This window comes from Rossellomorea sp. YZS02, from assembly GCF_033963925.1.
GTDB lineage: Bacteria > Bacillota > Bacilli > Bacillales > Bacillaceae_B > Rossellomorea.
The window spans coordinates 24,870-49,980 of the sequence record NZ_JAXBLY010000010.1; the positions used below are offsets into that span (position 1 = coordinate 24,870).

The window sequence follows — 25,111 nt, forward strand, 5'->3', positions numbered from 1 at the left end:
GTCAATCGGTCTAAAAGAAAAAAATTCGATTATCCTATACATGTTTTGACGAATTATGTATACACTAGTAGACAATACTTCTTAGAACGTCTTCAATTGGAAAAATAATCCTTTTTGTTCTTGGCATTGCCATGAACAGTGGAAGGGAGTTTAATATGGAAAAGCTAAAAATTGCAGGAGGTTACCCCCTAGAAGGAACCATTAAAGTCAGTGGGGCCAAAAATAGTGCGGTAGCCTTGATCCCGGCAACCATTCTTGCTGATTCTCCAGTCACAATCGAAGGGTTACCAGACATCTCAGATGTAAGAACGCTGAAAGATCTTTTGGAAGAGATCGGTGGTTCAGTCACATTGGAAGATGGGGATATGAGTGTAGATCCAAGTCAAATGGTGTCCATGCCTTTACCTAGCGGGAAGGTGAAAAAGCTTCGTGCTTCCTATTATTTAATGGGTGCGATGCTCGGACGTTTCAAAAAAGCGGTCATCGGACTGCCGGGTGGATGTCACCTCGGTCCACGTCCGATCGACCAGCATATCAAAGGCTTCGAAGCCCTTGGAGCAGAAGTCACCAATGAACAGGGCGCCATCTATCTGCGTGCCGACGAATTAAAAGGTGCCCGCATCTATCTGGACGTCGTCAGCGTCGGGGCAACAATCAACATCATGCTCGCAGCTGTACGTGCAAAAGGCAGAACGATCATTGAAAATGCGGCGAAAGAACCTGAAATCATCGATGTCGCCACATTACTAAGTAATATGGGTGCAAAGATCAAAGGAGCCGGTACAGATGTCATCCGGATCGACGGGGTGGACGAGCTTCACGGCTGCCGTCATACCATCATTCCTGACCGTATCGAAGCAGGGACATTCATGATCCTTGCCGCAGCAGTCGGAAAAGGGGTGCTTGTCGACAATGTCATCCCATTACATATGGAATCGGTCATTGCCAAACTCCGTGAAATGGGAGTGCCGGTCGAAACGAACGACGACCAGATCTTTATCGGCCGGGCGGACAAGCTTAAATCCGTCGACGTGAAGACACTTGTGTATCCAGGTTTCCCAACGGATCTCCAGCAGCCGTTCACAACGTTATTGAACCGCGCAGAAGGCTCTGCCGTCGTAACGGATACCATCTACTCAGCCCGCTTCAAGCATATCGACGAGCTGAGAAGAATGAACGCCACCATCAAAGTCGAAGGCCGCTCAGCCATCGTCAACGGCCCTGTCCAATTACAAGGCGCTAAAGTGAAGGCAAGCGACCTCCGTGCCGGAGCCGCCCTCGTCATCGCAGGCCTAATGGCAGAAGGCATCACAGAAGTAACCGGCCTCGAACACATCGACCGCGGCTACAGCGACCTCGTCGCCAAACTCGAAGGCCTCGGCGCCACCATCTGGCGTGAGAAGATGTCTGTTGAGGAAATGGAGCAGATGAAGTCGTAGGGGATTAGTGAAACCAGTTTGAATTATTGAGAGAGTTTATTAACACTCATTAATTAATATGAGTCATTAGATTCTCCAAGTTGATTGGAGCGGAAGGGTGCTCGACTCCTGCGGGAAATGCGTGAAAGTTGAGACCCCACAGGGCAGAGCCCGAGGAGGCTCAACTCACGCCCCGCGGAAAGCGAGCACCCTGAAGCGGAAATCAACAGCTGCTCGCTAATGGTAACAGTTTTCGTCAACTATACCCTCTATTACCATTAATTTTATACAAGTACGCACCATTATGTCCTACTTTTTCAGAAAAAAAGTCTCTCTAACCCTCTCAATGTGTTACAATAAATCTGTCAATATGTTATACAATTTATGATTATTGTAAAACAAAAGGGAACACGGGAGGCTATATAAATGGAAAGAAGTTTATCAATGGAGCTTGTACGAGTAACAGAAGGGGCTGCCCTGGCATCGGCACGATGGATGGGTCGCGGGAAGAAGGATGAAGCGGATGACGCTGCAACTTCTGCCATGCGCGATGTATTCGATACCGTACCGATGAAAGGAACAGTCGTTATCGGTGAAGGGGAAATGGACGAAGCTCCAATGTTATATATTGGTGAAAAACTGGGGACAGGCTACGGCCCACGTGTCGATGTAGCTGTCGATCCGCTTGAAGGAACGAACATCGTTGCTTCAGGGGGCTGGAATGCACTGGCGGTACTCGCCGTGGCAGACCACGGAAACCTGTTGAATGCACCGGATATGTATATGGATAAAATCGCAGTTGGACCAGAAGCGGTCGGGGAAATCGACATCAACGCTTCTGTCATCGATAATCTGAAAGCCGTAGCAAAAGCGAAGAACAAGGACATTGAAGATGTTGTAGCGACTGTCTTGAATCGTCCCCGTCATGAGCATATCATCCAACAGCTGAGAGAAGCCGGAGCACGCATCAAGCTGATCAATGACGGTGACGTGGCAGGAGCCATGAACACAGCATTCGATCACACGGGTGTCGATATCCTGTTCGGATCCGGCGGTGCTCCTGAGGGAGTTCTTGCTGCCGTTGCGTTGAAATGTCTTGGCGGAGAAATACAAGGAAAGTTACTGCCGCAAAACGATGCGGAGCTTCAGCGCTGTATCAGCATGGGGCTTGATGTGGACAAGATCCTTCGCATGGAAGACCTTGTCTGTGGAGACGATGCCATCTTCGCTGCGACGGGTGTAACAGATGGAGAACTTCTAAGAGGTGTCCAGCTTAAAGGAGCATACGGTCTGACTCATTCAGTCGTCATGCGCGCGAAATCCGGTACCGTCCGCTTCATCGACGGACGCCACAGTCTCCAGAAGAAGCCAAACCTGGTCATGAAATAATAGAGAAACCAAACAGAGAGAGAAACCAACTCTTCATTATTTAAGAGAAAAGGATGGGCATAAAACAGCCCATCCCTACTCTTATCACTCACTTTCATTCTTCATAGCTGAAAAAATGCTGCCTATCTACCAAATCTACCTTCCTTTTTCTACCCGGTTATTGATTCTTGTTGAAAAGTATGGTTACAATAGATAAGGTTTTTATCTTCAGTATTTTTTCTTTAATTATGCTTCAACTATTTCTTCAATTTAAGTTACCCAATTTTCTTTTTTAAGAGGGAGACAATTATTAGTGAAAGAGTGTATGACAAAGTTGATTGGAGCGGAAGGTGCTCGACTCCTGCGGGAAAAGCGGGAATGGACGAAAAGCGGAGGCGGATTGGTCAGGCCCGACAAGCATAAGGCGAATCAACCGGAAAGGCGCTCTTTGCCTTTTTGGTTGATTTGACTTATGACCTCGAGGGGCTAGCCGCCGTAGCTGGATCTTGAGACCCCGCAGGGCAGCGCCCGAGGAGGCTCAACTCACGCCCCGCGGAAAGCGAGCACCTGGAGCGGAAATCAACAGCTACTCTCTAATGAAAATAAACGAAATTATTTTCTTCAGGTAGGACAAATTAATAAAGCGTGGTGTCATAATGGAAGAACTAACAATTTCCAGCTTAGAAAATATGAAGCTGAAAGAGCTTTATGAGCTGGCCAAACAATACAAAGTTTCTTATTATAGTAAATTAACAAAAAAAGAATTGATTTTCGCTATCCTTAAAGTCCGTGCAGAACAAGAAGGCTTCTTCTTCATGGAAGGTGTCCTCGAGATCATTCAATCAGAAGGATTTGGCTTCCTTCGCCCGATTAACTATTCTCCGAGCTCTGAGGATATTTACATTTCGGCGTCACAAATCCGTCGATTTGATCTTCGAAACGGTGATAAAGTGTCTGGTAAAGTTCGTCCACCGAAAGAAAACGAACGTTACTTCGGACTGCTTCACGTTGAAATGGTGAACGGGGAAGAACCTGATTCTGCAAAAGAGCGTGTGCATTTCCCAGGCTTGACGCCTTTATATCCTGACCGTCAAATGAAGCTAGAGACAACGCCGAATAAGATTTCCACACGTGTGATGGATCTGATTGCACCGGTCGGTTTTGGTCAGCGTGGATTAGTCGTTGCGCCGCCTAAGGCTGGTAAGACGATGCTGATCAAAGAAATCGCGAATTCGATCACGACGAATCATCCGGAAGCGGAATTGATCATTCTTCTGATCGATGAACGTCCAGAGGAAGTAACGGACATCGAGCGTTCGGTTGAAGCGGAAGTTGTCAGCTCAACATTCGATGAAGTGCCGGAAAACCACATCAAAGTGGCCGAGCTCGTCCTTGAACGAGCTATGCGTTTAGTGGAACACAAGCGTGACGTCATCATCCTGATGGATAGTATCACTCGTCTGGCACGTGCGTATAACCTGGTCATTCCGCCAAGTGGACGGACTCTGTCAGGTGGTATCGACCCTGCGGCATTCCACCGTCCGAAACGATTCTTCGGGGCTGCCCGTAATATTGAAGAGGGAGGAAGCTTGACGGTCCTTGCAACAGCACTAGTTGACACAGGATCCCGTATGGATGATGTCATCTATGAAGAGTTCAAAGGTACTGGTAACCTTGAGCTTCATCTTGACCGTTCCCTTGCAGAACGCCGTATCTTCCCGGCTATCGACATCCGTCGTTCCGGAACGCGTCGTGAAGAACTTCTTATCAAACCTGATCATCTTGAAAAGCTGTGGGCGATCCGAAAAGCCATGTCCGATCAGCCTGATTTCGCCGAAAAGCTCATGCGCAAGCTGAAGCAGTCGAAGACGAATGAAGAATTTTTCAATGTGTTGACAGAAGAGTCCAAGAAGCGTTAATCTAGTAATCGAACTATTTTTCAAGGAAGAAGAGTGACTGGAATTTCCAGTTTTGCACCTTGCAAAAAACTCTTGTCCTTGTTATAATAGTGTCAATGTGTTTTTAAAAACTGGATGTGGTAAGGGGCTGGCTATTACTCTCATGCTTATGCTCATATCACATATATCTTCGTAATAAATTACTCTGTTTCAGATGATTCAGGGCGGAAGGAGATGAAAGAAATGAAATCAGCAATTCATCCAAAGTACAACACGATCAAAGTTAGCTGTGCTTGCGGTAACGAATTTGAAACTGGTTCTGTAGCGGAAGAAATGCGCGTTGAGGTATGTTCTGAATGCCATCCATTCTACACAGGCCGTCAGAAATTCGCTGATGCAGGTGGACGTGTTGACCGTTTCAACAAAAAATACGGTCTTAAAAATCAACAACAATAATGAAGAGCCAGAAGGAGGCATTCTACGCCTTTGTGCGTAGCTGCTCATCCTTCTCTTCTATTAGAAAAACAGGCAAGGATCTTCATGCTTGCCTGTTTTTTATTACGTTTAAAGCAAAATGGTTAGAAAAATAGAGGCAGTTCCAATTGAGCTGTGCCTCTTTTTTTCTGCCAAATTACTGAATAGAGAGCATGATTCCCGTACATAAAGGAATGCTTTATAGTAAAAGAATAGTCCGTTTTTACTAACAGCCAGGCTGTTTACAATAGATCAACGTGTAAGGAAGGAGAGGCGCTTTCGTGTATGTCATGAAACAAACGGGTTGGGTAGAAGTCATTTGCGGCAGCATGTTCTCAGGGAAATCCGAAGAACTGATCCGCCGGGTACGACGCACTCAATTTGCTAAACAAGAAATTGCTGTGTATAAGCCAAAACTAGATAATCGCTATAGCGATGAATCGGTTGTATCTCATAATGGTACCTCTGTCATTGCCAAAGCAGTCGAGGAATCCAGTGTGATCCTTGATGATCTGAATCCAGAGGTCGATGTCGTTGCCATTGATGAGGTTCAATTTTTTGACGAAGGCATCGTCGACGTCGTCCAGAAATTAGCAAACAGCGGATACCGAGTCATCCTCGCAGGTCTTGACCAGGATTTCCGCGGAGAACCATTCGGTCCGATGCCGGATTTGATGTCCATTGCCGAACAAGTGACGAAGCTTCAAGCCGTTTGTGCCGTCTGCGGCTCTCCGGCAAGCCGGACTCAGCGTCTGATCAACGGTGAACCGGCATGTTACGATGATCCCGTCATCCTTGTCGGGGCATCCGAAGCGTACGAGCCAAGATGCCGCCATCACCATGAAGTGCCGACGGGGATGAGCGTGACTCCGGATATGGTGAAGGAAGTATAATTTTCTTTGAAACAAAGTCTCAGATTTGGGGCTTTGTTTTTTTGTGGGCAGATTTGGCTGCTTGATTACGTAAAATGGATTGGAATATCGCCGGTTTGATCGAGTTTTCGTATTCTTTTCTTATATGAAGCGTGATTTAGGCTCGGCAAGGGTAGATGGCGGTATCAGCAAAGACTCCTGCAGGCAGGAATTGCGTCATTTTCGGCCGCGATTGCGTCATTTTTTCATTATTTGCGTATTTTTACAAAAATCCCCTCTGCACTCATCGCATCCCAACTGAGACCTGTGCATAACCACCATCCTGCAGGAAAACCTAATAGCAGGAGGTGTGTAAGCATGAAAAAATTAGTATTAGCTTTATCTTTTACCGTTTTCTTTCTTTTGATTACAGCGTGCGGCGTGAATCAGGAGTCGGAATACGGCATGCATAATGACAAGGGCGGTACCCGTTTCATTGATAACCGCAAGGCGGAAATGGATAAACGCCAGGATGAAAGCGTGCGGGATGTCACGGATCAAAATCCCAATTTCCCCAATTTGACGAATTCACAGGGTACGACTTCTACCACAATGGGTGTATATGAAGACAAAGCCCGGGAAGTCGTAAGAGAGAATACGAAGTTCCAACCAGATGAGGTTTGGATCAATGGAAATCAAATGTGGGTGACCGCTCATACGAAGGAAGAAATGAACATGGCCGAGACCGATAAAGAGGAAGCCATGCTCAAAGACAAACTGCAACGAGCGATTCCCCGATACGATATCAATGTGAAAATCACCGAAAGATAATGGAAGGGGGAGCTCATCGGCTGCCCCTTTTTCACCTGAATTCCCCTTGTCCCCATTCCCGTTCTTCCTTGTGTTTACATACACCATATAATATAATTGTACTGTTATGGATTAAAATTGAGGTGAATAGCTGTGTTCGATCGTTTACAAGCAGTGGAAGATCGCTATGATAAGTTAAATGAGCTGTTGAGTGATCCAGAAATTGTGAATGACCCAAAGAAGCTAAGAGATTATTCAAAAGAACAATCAGACATCCAAGCAACGGTAGAAGCATATCGAGAATATAAAGAACTGACCGGGCAGTATAAAGACGCAAAGGCGATGCTGGATGATAAGCTGGATGCTGATATGCGTGAAATGGTAAAAGAAGAAGTGTCCGAGCTTGAAGAGCAAATCGAAGCGTTGGAAGCCCGTCTGAAAATATTATTGATCCCGAAAGACCCGAACGATGACAAAAACGTTATCATGGAAGTTCGAGGAGCTGCGGGTGGGGATGAAGCCGCCCTGTTTGCCGGTGACTTATACCGCATGTACAGCCGCTTCGCTGAGTCCCAAGGCTGGAAGATCGAAGTCATGGAAGCGAACTCCACTGGTGTCGGTGGATACAAAGAGATCATCTTCATGATCAACGGGAATGGTGCATTCTCTAAAATGAAGTATGAAAACGGAGCACACCGCGTGCAACGTGTACCTGAAACAGAATCCGGCGGACGTATCCATACGTCGACGGCAACGGTTGCCTGCCTTCCGGAAGCGGAAGAAGTCGAAGTCGATATCCACGATAAAGATATCCGAGTCGATACCTTCGCATCAAGCGGCCCGGGAGGACAAAGTGTTAATACGACCATGTCTGCCGTGCGTCTAACGCATATCCCGACAGGTGTCGTTGTGTCATGTCAGGATGAAAAGTCCCAAATCAAGAACAAAGAAAAAGCAATGAAAGTATTGCGTGCCCGCGTCTACGATAAATTCCAGCGCGAGGTTCAAGCGGAATACGATGCAAACCGTAAATCAGCCGTTGGTACCGGTGACCGTTCGGAGCGTATCCGTACGTACAATTTCCCACAAAACCGTGTCACGGATCACCGCATTGGCCTGACGATCCAGAAGCTTGATCAAATCCTTGAAGGAAAGATGGATGAAGTCATCGATGCCCTGATCATCGAAGATCAGTCCAAACTTCTTGAAAGACTGGAAGAATAGTCATGGTGACGGTATTTGAAGCCCTGAAATGGGCTTCTTCTTTTTTAGTTGAAAATGGCCGCGATGAGAATGTGGGAGAAATCTATCTGCGGCACTTATTGGGAATGTCACGGTCGCAGCTCTTAGCAGAACAGCGGAGGTCCGTCCCTCAGGAGAAATGGGACGAGTTTCAGAAGGGAATCCGAGAGCATGCTGACGGAGTGCCGATTCAGCATATCATCGGCTCTGAGGAGTTTTATGGCCGCGAGTTTGTGGTGAATGAGCATGTGCTGATTCCGAGACCGGAGACTGAAGAACTCATCTACTATGGTCTGGAGAAGATGCAGAGGTTGTTTGAGCCCGGTATTCTACTGAAGGCTGCCGATGTCGGGACGGGAAGCGGGGCGATTGCGGTTACGTTAAAGCTTGAGTCGAAGCGGCTTCCCCTTGAGATGATGGCCGTCGATATTTCGGGTGAAGCACTTAGGGTTGCCAGGGAAAATAGCACCAGACTTGGCGCAGATGTTCGATTCTTGGAAGGGGATCTGTTGCAGCCGCTGATCAAAGAAGGTGTGAAGCTGGATATTCTTTTATCCAATCCTCCGTATATTCCTTTGACGGATCGCGAAACTCTATCGGATGTTGTGATCGGTCATGAACCGGAACTCGCTCTATTTGGTGGGGAAGACGGTTATGATTTGTATAAACGGTTTATGGATGAGCTGCCGCTTGTCATGAAGGAGGAATGCCTGATCGGGTTTGAAGTCGGAGTCGGTCAGGGAGAGACGGTGGCGGATCTATTACGCCAGACCTTCCCAGATGCTGAGACAGAGGTCGTTCATGACATCAACGGGAAAGATCGTATGGTATTTTGTGTGAGAAAATAAGGATGTTCGCCCCCGATTTTCGTGATCGGGGGTTTTTTTGAAGGGAAATGGTCTCCAACCTCCTTCTGATCAAGTTTATTTCCAAATCCAAATTCCCAAACAAAAATGTTATTTTACTAGTTTAAGATTTCCCCCTTTTGACCAGACTGTTTTACTGAGGGGGAGATAAAAAATGAAAACAAAACATACGGTGTTATTGTATATCTTGATTCTATCATTAGGAACGATTCTAAGTTTATATATACCAAAGCAGGAAATGGCGGCTCAGGAGACGATGGTGATTCCTGATGAAGCGATTCGACTGCGGATCCTGGCCAACAGTGATCTGGATGAGGACCAGAATGTTAAGAGACTTGTCCGTGATGAAGTGAACAAAGAGATTACGAAATGGGTATCGACACTGACATCCCAGGATGAGGCGAAGGCAGTCATCAAGGAAGGATTGCCGCAGCTTCAGGGAATTGCAGAAGACGTCGTGGCGGCAGAAGGCATGGATCAATCGGTGAAAGTCGAGTTCGGCAAAGTGGAATTCCCGACAAAGCTATACGGTCAGTATCTTTATCCGGCGGGTGAATACGAAGCGGTATTGATCACTCTTGGAAAAGGTGAAGGGGCAAACTGGTGGTGCGTACTTTATCCACCGCTATGTTTCCTGGATTTCTCTACTGGAAATGCTGTTAGAAGCACAGGCTTTGAAACAAAAGTGGAAGCGAGCGGAAATGAAGTGACGGAAGTAGATTCTGAAGACGCAACTCAGGTAAGTGAAGATGATGTGATTGCCTATAAGCAAGTCGAAGTGGAAGCGGTAGAAGCCGGTGTGATGCCGGAGCAGGATAAAGAAGAAGGAAACGCCCAGGTTGAAAAAGAAGTAGAAACTTCGGTTCAAAAAGAAGATCCGGTCTTCGTCGAAGATACGGAAGAGGAAGAAGTAGAGGTTCGCTTCTTCGTGGTAGATTTATTCAAAGGATTATTCAATTAAGGAAGCTTCATCCCATGTGGATGGAGCTTTTTTCTTGGCGGAAAATCTATCTCTCTATCATTTCTTGTTCTAATCTCCTCAAACCTTCATACATTGATACTAGAGGATGATAGAAAAGGGAGGATGAAAGGATGTTAAAAGTAATTCGCCAGGCAACGAGTGAGGACATTTATGAAGTTGTGGCCTTCTTGATGAAAGCAGGGTTAAGTACGGAAGGCATTAAACATAGCATTGACTGTTTTTTAGTAGTGGAAGATGGGGATAATCGGTTGATTGGAACCCTCGGGATCGAGGTTCAGGAGAAAATCGGGCTCCTGCGTTCCCTCGTTGTGACATCCTCGTTCGAAAGCGAAGAGTTATTTGCCCTATTTCAGGAAATCCTAAAGCTTGCCAAAGAAAAGGATCTGGAGCGTCTTTATCTGATTTCCAATCGAAAAGCGTCTTTAGCTTTCTTCGATCTTCTCGGTTTTCAACAGGAAACGGATCCCGTTGTGGATGAGCTGAAAAATTTTGTTCATGCGAAAAAGTTATCCACTGTGGATAATTGTATAACGATGAAGCTGGATTTATAGAAGTTTCGACAATAATTTTGTAAGGGAATTCAGGACTGGACCATGCTTCATAAAATGGTCCGGTTTTTTGCGTTGTACTTTCGACAAAATGCGAGATGAGGATAACTGTCTCTTTTTTCAGAATTATTCACACCATCCACAGGTTTATCCACAATCCTCGACGGTTTATTCGCAGTTTGTGGATAATACTTGAGAATTGTCGGGGTTTCTTTTATACTTTCAAAAGTAAAGAAACTTGTAAAGTCAGGATTTATACACAGATGCAGTTTGGATAGATAAAGGTGGATGACATATATGATGAAACATTGGATTGTGGAAAGTGATGTGGATAAAAACAAAAGTTATCCACAAATTGTGGATGCAGCGGGGATTCTTCAACAAAATGAGGTGGTGGCCTTTCCGACAGAGACCGTTTATGGGCTGGGTGCCAATGCCACATCCGACGAGGCAGTGGAGAAAATCTTTAAAGCGAAGGGCCGTCCGTCTGATAATCCACTGATTGTCCACATATCGAATAAGGAGCAGCTGGAAGGACTGGTGGCGGACATTCCTGCGGATGCGGCGAAGCTTATCGATGCGTACTGGCCAGGTCCTTTAACGATCATTTTTAAAAATAAGGAAGGCGTCTTTTCCGGGAAGGTGACGGCAGGACTCGACTCTGTAGGGATCCGGATGCCGGACCATCCCGTTGCCCTTTCGATCATTGAGGCAGCGGGTCTCCCGATTGCTGCCCCGAGTGCGAATCGTTCCGGTAAACCAAGTCCGACAACGGCTCAGCATGTGATCGATGACCTTGAAGGTCGGATTGCAGGTGTCGTCGATGGAGGCGAAACGGGTGTCGGAGTGGAGTCGACAGTAGTGGACTGCACAGGAAACGTGCCTGTGATTTTGCGACCAGGCGGTGTCACGAAAGAACAGCTGGAAGAAGTGGTAGGGAAAGTGGAAGTGGATCCTTCCTTGAAAGAAGGCAAGGGGGCACCGAAATCCCCGGGGATGAAATACACCCACTATGCCCCTGACGCCCCTGTCTATTTAGTGGACGGAACAAGGGAAGATGTGCAACGGTTCGTTGATGAAAAAAGGAAAGAAGGCAAGAAAGTCGGCGTCCTGACCACAGAGGAATTTGTTGGTGCCTATCAAGCGGATCTCATCCTTTCCGCTGGTCGGAGGGATAATCTGAACACAGTGGCACAGCATCTCTACGATACGCTGCGTGCTTTTAATAGAAGTGATGTGGATATTATTTTTGCTGAGATGTTCCCGGAAGAAGGAGTCGGGCTTGCGATCATGAACCGGCTTCAGAAGGCGGCGGGTCACCGGGTCTTAAAAAGATAAATGTTGTTCCCCTATGGTCTCTCATAGGGGCTTTTATTTTATATTCTATTTCCTTTTGGACGTGCATAAGCATGTTCTGTAGGCATGTCCGGAGGAGGAAAAAAATAAATGACAACGATTATCGGCGAATTGATGACCTTGATGTTAATGGCATTTGCTCTTGGGATGGATGCCTTTTCGATTGGAATCGGGATGGGAATGTTTCAGCTGAGATTGAAGCAGGTCTTTTATATAGGATTGGTTGTCGGGATCTTTCATGTGTGGATGCCGCTCCTTGGCATGATGACGGGGAAATTTCTTTCGGAAACGTTCGGATCCTTTGCCGCATACGCAGGCGGTGTACTGCTCATCGTCCTTGGAATCCAGATGTTCATGTCGAGCTTCAAGGAAGAGGACACGACCCTTATTTCGCCGGTGGGCTTCGGTTTGGTTCTGTTTGCGTTGAGTGTAAGCCTGGACAGCTTTTCAGTCGGATTGACCCTCGGCATCTTCGGGGCAAGGACAGCCGTCGCCCTATTCTGTTTCGGAATAGCCGCTACCATTTTGACGTGGTCAGGACTATTGATCGGCCGGAAGTTCCAGGGCGTGCTTGGAACGTACAGCGAGGCGCTTGGAGGAAGTATTCTGTTTGCGTTCGGGGTGAAGCTGCTGCTGCCGATTTAAATAAAATTTGAGGTCCGTCCCTCGGGGGTGGGCTTTTTTTGTTTAGCTCCGCCTCCGCTTGTCTTTTTTTGTATAAATCGTGAATGGTCTATGGACGGGATGGAAAATATTTTATAATAGGCTTTAAGGAGGGTGACGAGATGAATATATTGTTTGTTTGTACGGGAAATACGTGCCGAAGTCCTATGGCAGAGGCGGTTTTGAAGCATAAGGGGAAAGACAGGTTCGAGGTGAAATCTGCCGGTGTTTTTGCCATGGACGGAAATGATGCTTCATTTCAGGCTAAAGAAGTGCTGAAAGAGAACGATATAATACATAGACACCAATCGAGTTCACTTTCAAAGGAGAACTTGGACTGGGCTTCCTACATTTTCACGATGACATCGAATCATAAGCGGGCGATCGTGGATCAATATCCACATGTGGCGGATAAAATTTTCACGTTGAAGGAGTTCGTCCTGGAAGATCCCGCTGATTTGGATGTGTCGGATCCTTATGGGGGAAGCGTGGACATCTATAGACATACATACAGGGAATTGGATTCATTGATTGACGAGTTAATGAAAAAGCTTGGCTAGAGACAGGGAGAGAGAAAGATGGGGAAAAGCTACAAATCGGGGCTTAGAAAGAAATTGGTCTTCTTTATCACGCTTCTTGCCGTGGTAACGTATACGACAAGTGCACTTTTTATTTATGTAATCAAACCTGCTTTTGCACCGGATATGAACGAACTGTGGTTCACGATCATGACCCTCGGGATGGGTGTGTTCTGGTCCGCGGTGCTTGCGTTTATTGCCGCAGGATTCATCGTTAAGCCGCTACAGCGTCTGGAGCAGGTGGCGTTAAAAGCGGCTGAAGGGGACATTGCCATCGAGGTCGATGTACCGAAGTCCGATGATGAAATCCGCTCGCTGGCACTGGCGTTCAACCGTATGCTGCATAATTTGCGGGACATGGTATCCAGCATCGATGACAACTTTAACAAAACGAACACGAATGTGATTGAGCTGTCGAAAGCATCGGAAGTCGCGTCCACTCAGGCGGATTCGATTTCAAGGACGATCAGCGAAATTTCAGCGGGGGCCGAAAGCTCGGCTGTGGCGATTCAATCCACGGCTGAATCGGTGGAGGATGTCATCCGGATTGCACAGGAAGTTCAAAATCATTCCAAATCATCCGAGCATATGTCGAAGAATATGGTGACAGAGCTGCAGGGCAGTAAAGAAGTGATTCATTCCCTCGTGGAAGGCATCAGCCGATTGGCAAAAGGAAATGAAGCTTCCTTAGACGCCGTGCGCCGACTTGAGGACAATGCGAAAAAGGTGGAGCAGATCATCCAGCTGGTAGGGGATATTGCGAACCAGACTAATCTACTTGCATTGAATGCTTCTATTGAAGCGGCACGTGCCGGGGAACATGGGAAAGGCTTTGCCGTCGTGGCGGAGGAAGTCCGGAAACTCGCAGACGAAAGTGGAAAAGCGGTTCAAGGCATTTCAGAGCTCATCAAAAACATTCAAACCGAGGTAGGGAATGTCGTAGGACAGATCACGACCCAGGTGGACTCTGCAAACTCTGAAGCGCAAAAAGGAACACAAACCAATGAAATGATCGAAACGATGACCAAAACCATCCATGAAGTGGCGGATGCAGTACAAAATATTTCCGTCCTGGTCGACCAGCAGATGGACAGCATCCAACTCACTTCCCAGCAGTCACAGGAAGTTGCCGCCATCGCAGAAGAAACATCCGCGGGAGCAGTGGAAGTATCGGCTTCCACCAAAGAGCAGGCCGTCGTCATGAATGACGTGGAGAAGCTGGCTCTGAATCTTAAAGAGCAGGCAGATTCATTGAAGAGTACAATAACGCGTTTTCATTTATAAAAATAAACGGGTATGAGGGACGGACCTCATACCCGCTTTTTCATGCTGAAAAGCTTTATATAATGAAGAGGATGTGGCAAAATAAAACGTATCAAAGGCTATGGGAGTGGGAGAATATGAAAATCGCAATTGCATCCGATCACGGTGGCATGAATATCAGGGAAGAAATCAAATCATTATTAGAAGAATTAGATTTGGAATACGAGGATTTCGGTTGTGAATGCGGAACATCCGTCGACTATCCGGACTATGCCGTGCCTGTTGCGGAAAAAGTGGCAAGCGGGGAATTCGACCGGGGCATCCTGATCTGCGGAACGGGGATTGGCATGAGCATCTCTGCCAATAAAGTAAAGGGGATCCGCTGTGCCCTTGTACATGACGTATTCAGCGCAAAAGCGACACGAGAACATAATGACAGCAATATGCTGGCCATGGGTGAGCGCGTAATTGGAGCTGGATTGGCACGTGAAATCGCCAAAACGTGGCTCGGTACGGAATTCGAAGGCGGCCGCCACGCAAATCGAGTAGGGAAGATCACGGCTTACGAAGACAAACAATAAGGAGTGGGTTTCATGGAAATCGCTCAATTGAAAGAAGAACTGCAGACGATCCTGAGAGATTTCAGCGATCAGGTTCCGATGAAAAAAGGACAAGTATTCGTTGTTGGCTGCTCCACCTCAGAAGTGATGGGGGAGCGGATCGGTACTTCTGGAACGATTAAAGTCGCGGAAATGATCTATGACGAGTTGAAGGGATGGGCGGATGCGTTGGGCGTTTCGTTGGCATTTCAATGCTGTGAGCACCTAAATCGGGCACTCGTCCTTGAAAGGGAAGTCGCTGAAAAGCGTGGTCTCGATGAAGTCACCGTCGTCCCTGTCCGAAAAGCAGGAGGGGCGATGGCGACACAGGCTTATCATTCCTTCCGTGATCCTGTCATGGTCGAGCACATCAAAGCCGACGCCGGTATCGACATCGGCGACACCTTCATCGGCATGCACCTGAAACATGTAGCCGTCCCGATCAGAGTCAACCAAAAAAGCCTCGGCGAAGCACACATCACCCTGGCTAAAACAAGGCCAAAACTCATCGGCGGCACACGTGCCGTCTACGAATAAATCATTGTAGGTTCGTTCCTGAGGGACGGACCTTTATTTTGGTTTTGGCGGAAAACGGGGTGTCAAAGACGAACGATTAAGTGGGATAAGGGGTGATTGATGTTTAATAAGGAGAATCGGGGTGGGCTTAAAAGAGCGTTAGTAGTTTCTGGGGTTTAGTCGTTCTAATAAAAAGGTAGTTGTGAAGCTGTTTGCAAGGGAGTGGCTGGCGCGGGTGAATAATTGTGAACTCACTCACATGAGGTCCGTCCCTCAAAATGGTCTCTAAACACGAACGTTACGTTTTGACTATAGGTTTTTATTTCGCCTTTTAGTGAATCGTGTTAGAATGGGATTGAATGAATCAAAGAGGCTTTGAGAGCAGTTGGGCCTATGAATTAAAGGGGGATATGTATGAGTAAGATTGCCAAGCAAGATCCGGAAATTTATGCAGCGATTCAAGATGAATTAGAGCGTCAACGAACGAAGATCGAGTTAATTGCGTCTGAAAACTTTGTCAGTGAAGCGGTTATGGAAGCACAAGGTTCCGTGCTGACGAACAAGTATGCAGAGGGGTACCCAGGTCGCCGCTATTATGGTGGCTGTGAGCATGTGGACGTAGCCGAGAATCTGGCCCGCGACCGTGCGAAAGAACTGTTTGGAGCGGAACATGTCAACGTTCAGCCTCACTCAGGAGCACAGGCGAATATGGCAGTCTACTTCACGATCCTTGAACAAGGCGATACGGTCCTTGGAATGAACTTATCTCATGGGGGACATCTGACACACGGAAGTGCGGTCAACTTCAGTGGAATTCAATATAACTTCGTAGAGTACGGTGTAGATGAAGAGAAGCACCTGATCAATTACGAAGATGTTAGACAAAAAGCGTTAGAGCACAAGCCAAAGCTGATCGTAGCGGGAGCAAGTGCCTATCCAAGAGCGATCGATTTTGCGAAATTCCGTGAAATCGCAGACGAAGTGGGAGCATACCTAATGGTGGACATGGCTCACATCGCTGGTCTTGTAGCGGCTGGACTTCACCAGAATCCGGTTCCGTATGCAGACTTCGTAACGACAACCACTCACAAAACATTGCGCGGACCTCGCGGCGGTATGATTCTTTGTAAAGAAGAGTTTGCGAAGAAGATAGACAAGTCTATTTTCCCTGGCATCCAAGGCGGACCGCTTATGCACGTCATCTCGGCTAAAGCTGTTGCTTTCGGTGAAGCTCTGCAGGACTCGTTTAAAGAGTATGCGCAGAACATCATCGACAATGCGAAGCGTTTAGGGGAAGGTCTTGTGAAGGAAGGAATCGATTTAGTATCAGGCGGTTCTGATAACCATCTCTTACTGATCGACACTCGTTCACTTGGCTTGACTGGTAAAGTGGCGGAGAAAGTCCTTGATGAAATCGGGATTACCGTTAATAAAAATACGATTCCATTCGATCCGGAAAGCCCATTTGTTACAAGTGGTGTCCGTATCGGGACAGCGGCTGTTACGTCAAGAGGCTTCGGACTTGAGGATATGGACGAAATTGCTTCGATCATGGCGTTGACTCTTAAAAACCACGAAGATGAAGCAAAATTGGAAGAAGCACGCAAGCGTGTGTTGGATTTAACAAGCAAATTTGAATTATATCCTGAAAGATAATAGATGATGACCTCTTCATTAGGGATGTATGTTCCTGGTGGAGAGGTTATTTTTATGGTGAATTTACCATAATATGGCAAAAGACGCAATTATATAGTAAAATGACGCAATTCCCACCAGAAATGACGCAATAAACTCGAAAATGACGCAATCATCGCCGCACCACATACTCTTAAATCCATAAACTGAGTCAAATATGCACTAAGTCCCCATTACGGAAGTCAATCCCACCTCCATTCTTCTCAATTCTAACGATTCCATTACACTTCCCATCTCATGTTGCTCTTAAATAGTCTTTTATGTACAATAGTCTGAGGTGTAAATGAAGTGGAAGAACCATTTTTACATAAAACTGAATTTAAAGGAGAGAGTCGAATGGGCAAAGTATATGTATTTGATCATCCGTTGATCCAACATAAGTTAACGTTTATCCGTGATAAAGAAACAGGAACAAAGGAATTTCGTGAACTGGTAGACGAAGTTGCAACACTGATGGCCTTTGAAATCACACGTGATCTTCCATTGGAGGATATCGATGTAGAAACGCCGGTGAGTAAGGCGAAAGCGAAGACCCTTGCAGGTAAAAAATTAGGGATTGTTCCTATCTTACGTGCCGGTCTTGGTATGGTCGATGGAATCCTTAAGTTGATCCCAGCTGCAAAAGTGGGACATGTCGGGTTATATCGTGACCCTGAGACTCTTAAACCGATTGAATATTACGTAAAGCTTCCAAGTGATGTGGAAGAGCGTGACTTCATCCTGGTCGATCCGATGCTTGCGACAGGCGGATCTGCCGTTGAAGCCATCAATTCATTGAAGAAACGCGGTGCTGTCAGCATCAAGTTCATGTGCTTAGTCGCATGCCCCGAAGGTGTAGATGCCATTAAAGAAGCACACCCTGATGTTGATATCTTCATCGCCGCTCTTGATGAGAAGCTGAATGAAAAAGGCTACATCGTTCCTGGTTTAGGGGACGCTGGCGATCGTTTGTACGGAACGAAATAAGAAAGGCAGGTCGAAAAAATGACGAATCCAATCAAGGTAATGACGATTTTCGGAACAAGGCCGGAAGCCATCAAGATGGCACCCCTTGTACTGGAATTAAAAAAGTATCCAGATAACTTTGAAACGATTGTGACAGTAACTGCTCAACACCGTGAAATGTTGGATCAGGTTTTGAATATCTTTGATATCACGCCTGATTATGACCTGAACATCATGAAAGATCGTCAAACACTCATCGATGTAACGACACGCGGACTGGAAGGTCTCGATAAGATCATGAAAGAAGCAAAGCCGGATATTGTTCTTGTCCATGGTGATACAACGACAACATTCGTTGCAAGCCTTGCCGCTTTCTATAATCAGATCTCTGTCGGTCATGTCGAAGCCGGACTAAGAACTTGGAATAAATATTCACCGTTCCCAGAGGAGATGAATCGTCAGCTGACAGGTGTCATGGCAGATCTTCATTTTGCTCCTACTGAAAAATCATCTCAGAATCTTCTGAACGAAAATAAAAAAGAAGAGGGTATTTTCATCACTGGAAATACAGCGATCGATGCGTTGAAAACGACGGTAAAAGACGAGTATCATCATGACGTATTGGATAAGGTCGGAGATGACCGTTTAGTACTGCTGACGGCTCACCGCCGTGAAAACCTCGGTCAACCGATGCGTAACATGTTCCGCGCCATTAAGCGATTAGTGGAAGAGCATGATGATATCCAGGTTGTCTATCCGGTGCACTTGAATCCTGCCGTTCGTGAAGTAGCGGATGAAGTACTTGGAGACGATAAGCGTATCCATCTGATTGAACCATTGGATGTAATCGACTTCCATAACTTCGCATCCCGAGCTCACTTGATTCTAACTGACTCAGGCGGTGTTCAGGAAGAAGCACCTTCATTAGGTGTTCCGGTCCTTGTCCTTCGGGATACAACGGAACGTCCTGAAGGAATTGAAGCCGGGACATTGAAGCTAGCAGGAAACGAAGAAGAAAACATCTACAAGCTTGCGAAAGAACTTCTGACAGATCCGGAAGCACATGCTAAAATGTCCAAAGCAACAAACCCTTACGGAGATGGACAGGCTTCCTACCGGATTACCCAAGCGATCCGCTACCAGTTCGGTCACCTGGACGAACGTCCGAAATCCTTCGATCCGAACGAATAACAATTATTAAAGGTCCGTCCCTCATACAACTTTTTGAGGGACGGACCTTTATTCTTTAAAACGAAAGTATTTTGAAGTCAGTTGGAAGTATTTACATTAAATTCAAGGGTTACTCAATAAGGGAATCTTCTATATAATGGAGGGGCATGTGAAGTAGGGAATCTATTGAGATTGTTACTATAGTGAGCAAGTGGGGAAGCGGTACTATAGAAGTTTTCTGTCTCTGGATGGAGGCAAAATTTTCATAGTCCAGCCAGTTGATCTTATGCTTGTCGCTCCAGACCAACCCGCCTACGCGTTTCTACCAAATGTGTTGAAAATGTGAACAATATAGAAACACGTGGATAGGTTGTGAACTTTTTAACTTGAACGCATTGACATAGATTAAGCCCTATTGTATGCTTACAAAGGATGTAAAATGATAAGGTTTTCACAATGCGAAAACCCTTATGCAATCGGTTTTGCATCATGTCTGAAATGCTTGCCTCATGTTCAAATTTCGTTTGAATGGGAGAGGTTGAAATGGGTCAAAAAAACGAAAGCCCATATAAAGCGATGGCGATTTATTCGGCCATTTTGGCACAGCTTGTCGGGTCTATCCTGGTCGGGATTTTCCTTGGCAGATGGATCGATCAGCAGGTTGATTCAGCACCACTCTTTTTAATCATCGGATTACTCCTCGGTCTCGCCGCAGGAATTTATGCGATGCTTCGAACTGTACGACATTTCTTCTTAGGAGAATAATAAGATATGCCGGAACTCCATCAAATGTTTAATAGACAGCGGAAATACATATTTTATGTGCTATCTATTTACGTCCTGGGTTGGGGATTCACCACCCACAAATCAGTATTCTTAGGGTTAATTTTAGGGACATTATTAAGTCTTTATATGCACTGGGGCATGACCAAGCGGGTCTCGAAGTTCGGGGACGCAGTGGTAGCCGGGCAAAAAGTGAGATCGTTAGGAACCACTTCCCGTATGGCCGCAGCCGCCCTTGGAGTCATCATTGCCACACGATTTCCAGAAACATTTCATCTCCTAAGTCTTATTATTGGATTAATGACGACCTATATTGTCATTATGATAGATTATTTTTTCAGCAGTTTCAAAACTAATAAATAGCGGGGAAGAGAGGTGAAGTATTTTGAATCATGGAGCACCTACAACCGATTTTCTGGGTTTGACTTTTAACCTTGCGAACGTTTTGATGATCACGGTCGCAACGGCCATAGTGTTTATTATTGCCCTCTTATCTACACGTCGCTTAGCCCTGAAGCCTACCGGTATGCAGAACTTTTTCGAGTGGGTCATGGACTTTGTTAAAGGGATCATTAAGAGCAACATGGACTGGAAGACGGGTGGCCGTTTCCATATCTTAGGTCTCACGATTATCATGTATATTTTTGTTTCCAATATGCTGGGTCTGCCATTCTCTGTCGTATATGACGGTGAATTATGGTGGAAATCACCTACAGCTGATCCTGCCATCACGATGACCCTTGCGGTTATGGTCGTGGTACTGTCCCATTTCTATGGAATCAGATTAAAGGGGTTTGGCGAATACGGGAAGGATTTCTTCAAGCCGATGTGGTGGTTATTCCCGCTAAAAATCATTGAAGAGTTTGCAAACACTCTTACATTGGGTCTTCGTCTTTACGGTAACATCTATGCCGGTGAAATCCTGCTTGCACTACTTGCGGGTCTTGCCGTTAACGGTGGTATCGGCGGAACGATCGGGGCTATCGCACCAATGCTTGCTTGGCAAGGATTCTCGGTGTTTGTCGGATCGATCCAGGCTTTCATTTTCTGTATGTTAACAATGGTCTATATGGCTCACAAAGTAAGCCACGACCATTAATATATACCTGTTCATTACGGTGGACAAACATATATGTAAAAAATATTTTTCTTATACATTAAAGGAGGAACTTTAGAATGAGTCTTATCGCAGCAGCAATTGCAGTTGGTTTAGCAGCACTAGGAGCAGGTATTGGTAACGGTCTTATCGTAGGTCGTACAGTAGAAGGAATTGCACGTCAACCGGAATTACGTGGTACTTTACAAACAACAATGTTCATCGGTATCGCACTAGTTGAGGCACTTCCAATCATCGGTGTAGTTATCGCTTTCATCGCACTAGGAAGCTAATAGAAACTGACACATGTTAAATGGCGAAGTTCGTCTTGACGATTATCTTCGCCATTCCTATGTACTAGAGAATAGATTCTTTGCAAGAATGGTTCATTTATAAAAAATACGATCCAATCGATTCTTGAAGGGAGTGAATCGAGTATGTTAACTAACGCATTCGTTATCGGTGAGGCAGCTCATGCTGGCCTGAACACTGGGGATATCGTTTTCCAACTGATCATGTTCCTTATCCTAATGGCGCTTCTTAAGAAATTTGCCTGGGGTCCATTAATGGGGATCATGCAACAGCGTGAAGACCACATCGCCGGTGAAATCACGGCAGCTGAAAAGAGCCGCACTGAGGCTAACAATATTTTAGAAGAGCAAAAGAAACTTCTGAAAGAAGCTCGCCTTGAAGCACAATCTATGATTGAAAACTCTAAGAAACAAGGTTCTGAACAACGTGAAGAGATCATCGCAACTGCTCGTCAAGAGGCAGAGAGATTGAAAGAATCTGCAAAGCGCGAAATCGAAACACAAAAAGAACAAGCTGTGGCTGCACTCCAGAAACAGGTTGCATCTTTATCAGTACTTATTGCTTCTAAGGTCATTGAGAAAGAACTTTCAGCTGATGATCAACAGAAGTTAATTAACGATTATATTCAAGAGGTAGGGGAAGAGCGATGAGCTACTCTACAGTTGCAAAGCGCTATGCGTTAGCTCTTTTCGAGATTGCCCAAGAACATAATCAGCTTGAAGGAATCGAAGAAGAGCTTCGTACAGTGAGAGCGGTTTTCCTTGAGAATGCCGAATTAACGGTTCTCTTTGAAAATCCTAAGCTTACGTTAGATAAGAAGAAGTCATTGATTCAGGAAGCATTTTCTACAGCTTCCCCGTATGTCTTGAATACATTGATGCTGATGACGGACCGTCACCGTACGGGCGAAATCACAGGAATGGTTGAGGCATTCATTGAATTGACAAACGAAGCACGCGGAATTGCAGATGCGACAGTGTACTCTGTACGTCCGTTAACGGAAGATGAGCAAACAGCATTGTCGTCTTCTTTTGCAAAAAAAGTCGGAAAACAATCATTAAGAATTACCAATGTGACAGACGAAAATTTACTGGGTGGCATCAAGGTCCAGATCGGGACACGCATCTATGATGGAAGCCTGCAAGGTAAATTGACTCGTCTTGAGCGTGAACTAATTCGTTAACTTTCGTATAAATGAGGGGTGAAATTCATGAGCATCAAGGCGGAAGAAATCAGCGCGCTGATAAAAAAGCAAATTGAAAACTATCAGTCTGAGATGAAAGTAAGCGATGTAGGTACAGTTATCCAAATCGGTGACGGTATCGCTCGTGCTCATGGCCTCGACAATGTCATGGCTGGAGAGCTTGTTGAATTTTCTAACGGTGTCATGGGTATGGCACAGAACTTAGAAGAAAACAACGTTGGTATCATCATTCTCGGACCATATACTGACATTCGTGAAGGCGATGAGGTTCGTCGTACTGGACGTATCATGGAAGTACCAGTAGGACAAGAACTAGTTGGTCGTGTAGTAAACTCACTTGGACAACCAGTTGATGGATTAGGTCCAATTGCAACAACGAAAACACGTCCGATTGAAAGTGGAGCACCTGGTGTTATGGATCGTAAATCCGTACACGAGCCACTTCAAACGGGTATCAAAGCGATCGATGCGTTAGTTCCAATAGGTCGTGGACAACGTGAATTGATCATCGGTGACCGTCAAACAGGTAAAACATCTGTTGCCATCGATGCGATCCTTAACCAAAAAGACCAGGACATGGTATGTATCTACGTTGCCATTGGTCAAAAAGAGTCAACAGTACGTAACGCGGTTGAAACCCTACGTAAGCACGGTGCCCTAGATTACACAATCGTTGTAACGGCATCAGCTGCATCACCGGCTCCAATGCTATTCTTAGCACCTTACGCTGGTATCACAATGGGTGAAGAGTTCATGCATAACGGCAAGCACGTTCTTGTTGTCTATGATGATCTTTCTAAGCAGGCTTCTGCTTACCGTGAGCTTTCCCTATTACTACGTCGTCCTCCAGGCCGTGAAGCATTCCCTGGTGACGTATTCTACTTGCACTCTCGTTTGTTAGAGCGTGCGGCGAAATTGAGTGATGCTAAAGGTGGCGGTTCCATCACAGCATTACCATTCGTTGAAACACAAGCAGGAGATATCTCCGCTTATATCCCAACAAACGTTATCTCCATCACGGACGGACAGATTTTCTTACAATCTGACCTATTCTTCTCCGGTGTACGTCCGGCGATCAATGCGGGTCTTTCCGTATCACGTGTTGGTGGATCTGCACAAATCAAAGCGATGAAGAAAGTATCCGGTACGCTACGTCTTGACTTAGCGGCTTACCGTGAGCTTGAAGCATTCGCTCAGTTCGGATCAGATCTTGATAAAGCGACTCAAGCGAAACTGAATCGTGGAGCGCGTACAGTAGAAGTACTGAAGCAGGATCTTAACAAACCACTTAAAGTTGAAAAACAAGTAATGATCTTTTACGCACTGACAAAAGGTCTTCTAGATGATATTCCAGTAGTAGATATCCGTCGTTTCGAGTCTGAACTTCTAAGCTGGTTAGATCACAACCATACGGAACTGTTAGACCATATTCGCACGACTAAAGGTCTTCCTGAAGACGATGCAATGAAAGCTGCGATCAACGAATTCAAGAAGACGTTCATCAAGTCTGAATAAGGGATTATAGGGGGAAGGGCTTCTTAAAGCCCCTCCCTATATCTGACAATATGTAAAGGGTGGTGAGAACCAGTGGCATCGTTACGCGATATACAAACTCGTATTACTTCTACCAAAAAGACAAGTCAAATCACCAAAGCAATGGAAATGGTATCGGCTTCTAAATTGAATCGTGCTGAGACGAATGCTAAGTCATTCGTTCCTTACATGAACAAGATCCAGGAAGTGGTGACATCCGTTGCAGCGGGCAGTCAAGGTGTGAGGAATCCGATGCTAGTCTCCCGCCCCGTTAAAAGAACCGGGTACCTGGTCATTACATCAGACCGCGGTTTGGCGGGGGCATATAACAGTAGCGTGATCCGCGCTGTTAGCAATCGAATTAAAGAGCGTCACAGCTCGAATGATGAATTCGCCATTATTGCTCTGGGCCGTGTCGGTGCTGATTTCTTCCGTAAAAAAGGCTACAATGTCATGGAATCCGTCGTTGGTCTTCCGGATCAACCGAATTTCGCTGATATTAAAGACATCGCAAACAAAGCGGTTAGTATGTTCTCGGCCGAGGCATACGATGAACTGTATATGTTCTACAACCACTATGTGAGTGCCATCCAACAGGATGTTACGGAGAAAAAAGTATTACCGTTAACGGATCTGACTCCTTCTGGAAAGCTTGCTTCATATGAATTCGAGCCTTCTGCAGAGGAGATCCTTGAAGTGTTGCTTCCTCAATACGCTGAAAGCTTGATTTACGGTGCGTTACTTGACGGTAAAGCAAGTGAGCACGCCGCTCGTATGACAGCGATGAGAAATGCAACTGATAATGCGAAAGAAATCATCAGTGACCTTACACTGAAATTTAACCGTGCGCGTCAGGCAGCGATCACTCAGGAAATCACTGAGATCGTCGGCGGGGCAGCTGCACTCGAATAGAACATTAACGGTATTTAGACCGTTTAGAC

Annotated in this window: 28 protein-coding genes; all 28 read left to right on the forward strand. The window is 45.9% G+C overall.

Annotation, left to right across the window (positions count from 1 at the left end):
• The first annotated feature begins 155 nt into the window (after nt 1-155).
• The 28 genes from SLH55_RS11255 to SLH55_RS11390 all read left to right on the forward strand — a co-directional run bounded on the left by SLH55_RS11255 (nt 156) and on the right by SLH55_RS11390 (nt 25,082).
• On the forward strand, nt 156-1,439 hold the full coding sequence (locus SLH55_RS11255; protein WP_206858198.1) for a UDP-N-acetylglucosamine 1-carboxyvinyltransferase: 1,284 nt from the start codon (nt 156-158) through the stop codon (nt 1,437-1,439).
• 405 nt (nt 1,440-1,844) lie between these two features.
• Entirely contained in the window at nt 1,845-2,807 is a 963-nt protein-coding gene (gene glpX / locus SLH55_RS11260; RefSeq protein ID WP_219165480.1) for a class II fructose-bisphosphatase, read from the forward strand.
• Between the two features lie 292 nt (nt 2,808-3,099).
• Nucleotides 3,100-3,255: a hypothetical protein gene (locus SLH55_RS11265; protein ID WP_320323412.1), complete on the forward strand. Its 156-nt coding sequence runs from the start codon at nt 3,100-3,102 to the stop codon at nt 3,253-3,255.
• 187 nt (nt 3,256-3,442) lie between these two features.
• Entirely contained in the window at nt 3,443-4,705 is a 1,263-nt protein-coding gene (gene rho, locus SLH55_RS11270; RefSeq protein ID WP_201714481.1) for a transcription termination factor Rho, read from the forward strand.
• Nucleotides 4,706-4,927: 222 nt separating this feature from the next.
• Nucleotides 4,928-5,140: a 50S ribosomal protein L31 gene (gene rpmE, locus SLH55_RS11275; protein WP_219165479.1), complete on the forward strand. Its 213-nt coding sequence runs from the start codon at nt 4,928-4,930 to the stop codon at nt 5,138-5,140.
• Nucleotides 5,141-5,439: 299 nt separating this feature from the next.
• Entirely contained in the window at nt 5,440-6,051 is a 612-nt protein-coding gene (locus SLH55_RS11280; RefSeq protein WP_060674359.1) for a thymidine kinase, read from the forward strand.
• A gap of 336 nt (nt 6,052-6,387) precedes the next feature.
• Nucleotides 6,388-6,840, forward strand: coding sequence for a hypothetical protein (locus tag SLH55_RS11285; protein WP_320323413.1), 453 nt, complete (start codon nt 6,388-6,390; stop codon nt 6,838-6,840).
• Nucleotides 6,841-6,972: 132 nt separating this feature from the next.
• Entirely contained in the window at nt 6,973-8,043 is a 1,071-nt protein-coding gene (prfA, locus tag SLH55_RS11290) for a peptide chain release factor 1 (protein WP_034765126.1), read from the forward strand.
• 2 nt (nt 8,044-8,045) lie between these two features.
• Nucleotides 8,046-8,909: a peptide chain release factor N(5)-glutamine methyltransferase gene (gene prmC / locus SLH55_RS11295; protein WP_320323414.1), complete on the forward strand. Its 864-nt coding sequence runs from the start codon at nt 8,046-8,048 to the stop codon at nt 8,907-8,909.
• A gap of 172 nt (nt 8,910-9,081) precedes the next feature.
• Nucleotides 9,082-9,888: a stage II sporulation protein R gene (gene spoIIR / locus SLH55_RS11300; protein WP_320323415.1), complete on the forward strand. Its 807-nt coding sequence runs from the start codon at nt 9,082-9,084 to the stop codon at nt 9,886-9,888.
• Between the two features lie 131 nt (nt 9,889-10,019).
• Nucleotides 10,020-10,460 carry a hypothetical protein gene (locus SLH55_RS11305; protein ID WP_320323416.1) on the forward strand — a complete coding sequence of 147 codons (441 nt, stop codon included), beginning with the start codon at nt 10,020-10,022 and terminating at the stop codon, nt 10,458-10,460.
• A 294-nt stretch (nt 10,461-10,754) separates the two neighbouring features.
• Nucleotides 10,755-11,795: an L-threonylcarbamoyladenylate synthase gene (locus SLH55_RS11310; protein ID WP_374939744.1), complete on the forward strand. Its 1,041-nt coding sequence runs from the start codon at nt 10,755-10,757 to the stop codon at nt 11,793-11,795.
• Between the two features lie 108 nt (nt 11,796-11,903).
• Nucleotides 11,904-12,458 (forward strand): manganese efflux pump MntP family protein, encoded by a 555-nt coding sequence (locus tag SLH55_RS11315; protein WP_219165475.1) that lies wholly within the window; start codon nt 11,904-11,906, stop codon nt 12,456-12,458.
• 140 nt (nt 12,459-12,598) lie between these two features.
• Nucleotides 12,599-13,036 carry a low molecular weight protein arginine phosphatase gene (locus SLH55_RS11320; protein WP_320323417.1) on the forward strand — a complete coding sequence of 146 codons (438 nt, stop codon included), beginning with the start codon at nt 12,599-12,601 and terminating at the stop codon, nt 13,034-13,036.
• Nucleotides 13,037-13,054: 18 nt separating this feature from the next.
• On the forward strand, nt 13,055-14,338 hold the full coding sequence (locus SLH55_RS11325; protein ID WP_320323418.1) for a methyl-accepting chemotaxis protein: 1,284 nt from the start codon (nt 13,055-13,057) through the stop codon (nt 14,336-14,338).
• A gap of 116 nt (nt 14,339-14,454) precedes the next feature.
• A complete protein-coding gene (gene rpiB / locus SLH55_RS11330) occupies nt 14,455-14,898 on the forward strand; it encodes a ribose 5-phosphate isomerase B (protein WP_320323419.1) in 444 nt (147 codons plus the stop codon).
• Between the two features lie 12 nt (nt 14,899-14,910).
• Nucleotides 14,911-15,453 (forward strand): TIGR01440 family protein, encoded by a 543-nt coding sequence (locus SLH55_RS11335; RefSeq protein WP_320323420.1) that lies wholly within the window; start codon nt 14,911-14,913, stop codon nt 15,451-15,453.
• Between the two features lie 393 nt (nt 15,454-15,846).
• Nucleotides 15,847-17,088, forward strand: a complete 1,242-nt coding sequence (glyA, locus tag SLH55_RS11340) for a serine hydroxymethyltransferase (protein ID WP_079533936.1) — start codon at nt 15,847-15,849, stop codon at nt 17,086-17,088.
• 375 nt (nt 17,089-17,463) lie between these two features.
• Nucleotides 17,464-18,093 carry a uracil phosphoribosyltransferase gene (gene upp / locus SLH55_RS11345; protein WP_098351501.1) on the forward strand — a complete coding sequence of 210 codons (630 nt, stop codon included), beginning with the start codon at nt 17,464-17,466 and terminating at the stop codon, nt 18,091-18,093.
• Between the two features lie 18 nt (nt 18,094-18,111).
• Entirely contained in the window at nt 18,112-19,263 is a 1,152-nt protein-coding gene (wecB, locus tag SLH55_RS11350) for a non-hydrolyzing UDP-N-acetylglucosamine 2-epimerase (protein WP_320323421.1), read from the forward strand.
• Nucleotides 19,264-19,785: 522 nt separating this feature from the next.
• Complete coding sequence (locus SLH55_RS11355; protein ID WP_098438721.1) at nt 19,786-20,007, forward strand: AtpZ/AtpI family protein; 222 nt, start codon at nt 19,786-19,788, stop codon at nt 20,005-20,007.
• 6 nt (nt 20,008-20,013) lie between these two features.
• A complete protein-coding gene (locus SLH55_RS11360; RefSeq protein ID WP_226675561.1) occupies nt 20,014-20,388 on the forward strand; it encodes an ATP synthase subunit I in 375 nt (124 codons plus the stop codon).
• A 22-nt stretch (nt 20,389-20,410) separates the two neighbouring features.
• The gene (gene atpB / locus SLH55_RS11365) at nt 20,411-21,124 is read left to right on the forward strand and encodes a F0F1 ATP synthase subunit A (protein ID WP_219165467.1); all 714 of its coding nucleotides are present in this window, start codon (nt 20,411-20,413) and stop codon (nt 21,122-21,124) included.
• Nucleotides 21,125-21,201: 77 nt separating this feature from the next.
• Entirely contained in the window at nt 21,202-21,414 is a 213-nt protein-coding gene (atpE, locus tag SLH55_RS11370) for a F0F1 ATP synthase subunit C (protein WP_032086923.1), read from the forward strand.
• 144 nt (nt 21,415-21,558) lie between these two features.
• A complete protein-coding gene (gene atpF / locus SLH55_RS11375; RefSeq protein WP_219165466.1) occupies nt 21,559-22,083 on the forward strand; it encodes a F0F1 ATP synthase subunit B in 525 nt (174 codons plus the stop codon).
• The gene (locus SLH55_RS11380; RefSeq protein ID WP_219165465.1) at nt 22,080-22,616 is read left to right on the forward strand and encodes a F0F1 ATP synthase subunit delta; all 537 of its coding nucleotides are present in this window, start codon (nt 22,080-22,082) and stop codon (nt 22,614-22,616) included. Before atpF ends, SLH55_RS11380 begins: the two co-directional genes overlap by 4 nt.
• Nucleotides 22,617-22,643: 27 nt before the next feature.
• Complete coding sequence (atpA, locus tag SLH55_RS11385) at nt 22,644-24,152, forward strand: F0F1 ATP synthase subunit alpha (RefSeq protein WP_098351508.1); 1,509 nt, start codon at nt 22,644-22,646, stop codon at nt 24,150-24,152.
• A 72-nt stretch (nt 24,153-24,224) separates the two neighbouring features.
• A complete protein-coding gene (locus SLH55_RS11390; RefSeq protein ID WP_219165464.1) occupies nt 24,225-25,082 on the forward strand; it encodes a F0F1 ATP synthase subunit gamma in 858 nt (285 codons plus the stop codon).
• Nucleotides 25,083-25,111 lie beyond the last annotated feature (29 nt).

Excerpts from the sequence above, each read along its gene's own strand:
- atpF (WP_219165466.1), top strand. The coding sequence starts at position 21,559 with ATGTTAACTAACGCATTCGTTATCGGTGAGGCAGCTCATGCTGGCCTG.
- upp (WP_098351501.1), top strand. The coding sequence starts at position 17,464 with ATGGGCAAAGTATATGTATTTGATCATCCGTTGATCCAACATAAGTTA.
- SLH55_RS11355 (WP_098438721.1), top strand. The coding sequence starts at position 19,786 with ATGGGTCAAAAAAACGAAAGCCCATATAAAGCGATGGCGATTTATTCG.
- SLH55_RS11310 (WP_374939744.1), top strand. The coding sequence starts at position 10,755 with ATGATGAAACATTGGATTGTGGAAAGTGATGTGGATAAAAACAAAAGT.
- SLH55_RS11305 (WP_320323416.1), top strand. The coding sequence starts at position 10,020 with ATGTTAAAAGTAATTCGCCAGGCAACGAGTGAGGACATTTATGAAGTT.
- SLH55_RS11360 (WP_226675561.1), top strand. The coding sequence starts at position 20,014 with ATGCCGGAACTCCATCAAATGTTTAATAGACAGCGGAAATACATATTT.
- SLH55_RS11380 (WP_219165465.1), top strand. The coding sequence starts at position 22,080 with ATGAGCTACTCTACAGTTGCAAAGCGCTATGCGTTAGCTCTTTTCGAG.
- prmC (WP_320323414.1), top strand. The coding sequence starts at position 8,046 with ATGGTGACGGTATTTGAAGCCCTGAAATGGGCTTCTTCTTTTTTAGTT.
- spoIIR (WP_320323415.1), top strand. The coding sequence starts at position 9,082 with ATGAAAACAAAACATACGGTGTTATTGTATATCTTGATTCTATCATTA.
- rpiB (WP_320323419.1), top strand. The coding sequence starts at position 14,455 with ATGAAAATCGCAATTGCATCCGATCACGGTGGCATGAATATCAGGGAA.
- glyA (WP_079533936.1), top strand. The coding sequence starts at position 15,847 with ATGAGTAAGATTGCCAAGCAAGATCCGGAAATTTATGCAGCGATTCAA.
- SLH55_RS11315 (WP_219165475.1), top strand. The coding sequence starts at position 11,904 with ATGACAACGATTATCGGCGAATTGATGACCTTGATGTTAATGGCATTT.
- SLH55_RS11320 (WP_320323417.1), top strand. The coding sequence starts at position 12,599 with ATGAATATATTGTTTGTTTGTACGGGAAATACGTGCCGAAGTCCTATG.
- atpA (WP_098351508.1), top strand. The coding sequence starts at position 22,644 with ATGAGCATCAAGGCGGAAGAAATCAGCGCGCTGATAAAAAAGCAAATT.
- SLH55_RS11325 (WP_320323418.1), top strand. The coding sequence starts at position 13,055 with ATGGGGAAAAGCTACAAATCGGGGCTTAGAAAGAAATTGGTCTTCTTT.
- rho (WP_201714481.1), top strand. The coding sequence starts at position 3,443 with ATGGAAGAACTAACAATTTCCAGCTTAGAAAATATGAAGCTGAAAGAG.
- SLH55_RS11335 (WP_320323420.1), top strand. The coding sequence starts at position 14,911 with ATGGAAATCGCTCAATTGAAAGAAGAACTGCAGACGATCCTGAGAGAT.
- SLH55_RS11255 (WP_206858198.1), top strand. The coding sequence starts at position 156 with ATGGAAAAGCTAAAAATTGCAGGAGGTTACCCCCTAGAAGGAACCATT.
- wecB (WP_320323421.1), top strand. The coding sequence starts at position 18,112 with ATGACGAATCCAATCAAGGTAATGACGATTTTCGGAACAAGGCCGGAA.
- SLH55_RS11285 (WP_320323413.1), top strand. The coding sequence starts at position 6,388 with ATGAAAAAATTAGTATTAGCTTTATCTTTTACCGTTTTCTTTCTTTTG.
- rpmE (WP_219165479.1), top strand. The coding sequence starts at position 4,928 with ATGAAATCAGCAATTCATCCAAAGTACAACACGATCAAAGTTAGCTGT.
- atpE (WP_032086923.1), top strand. The coding sequence starts at position 21,202 with ATGAGTCTTATCGCAGCAGCAATTGCAGTTGGTTTAGCAGCACTAGGA.
- glpX (WP_219165480.1), top strand. The coding sequence starts at position 1,845 with ATGGAAAGAAGTTTATCAATGGAGCTTGTACGAGTAACAGAAGGGGCT.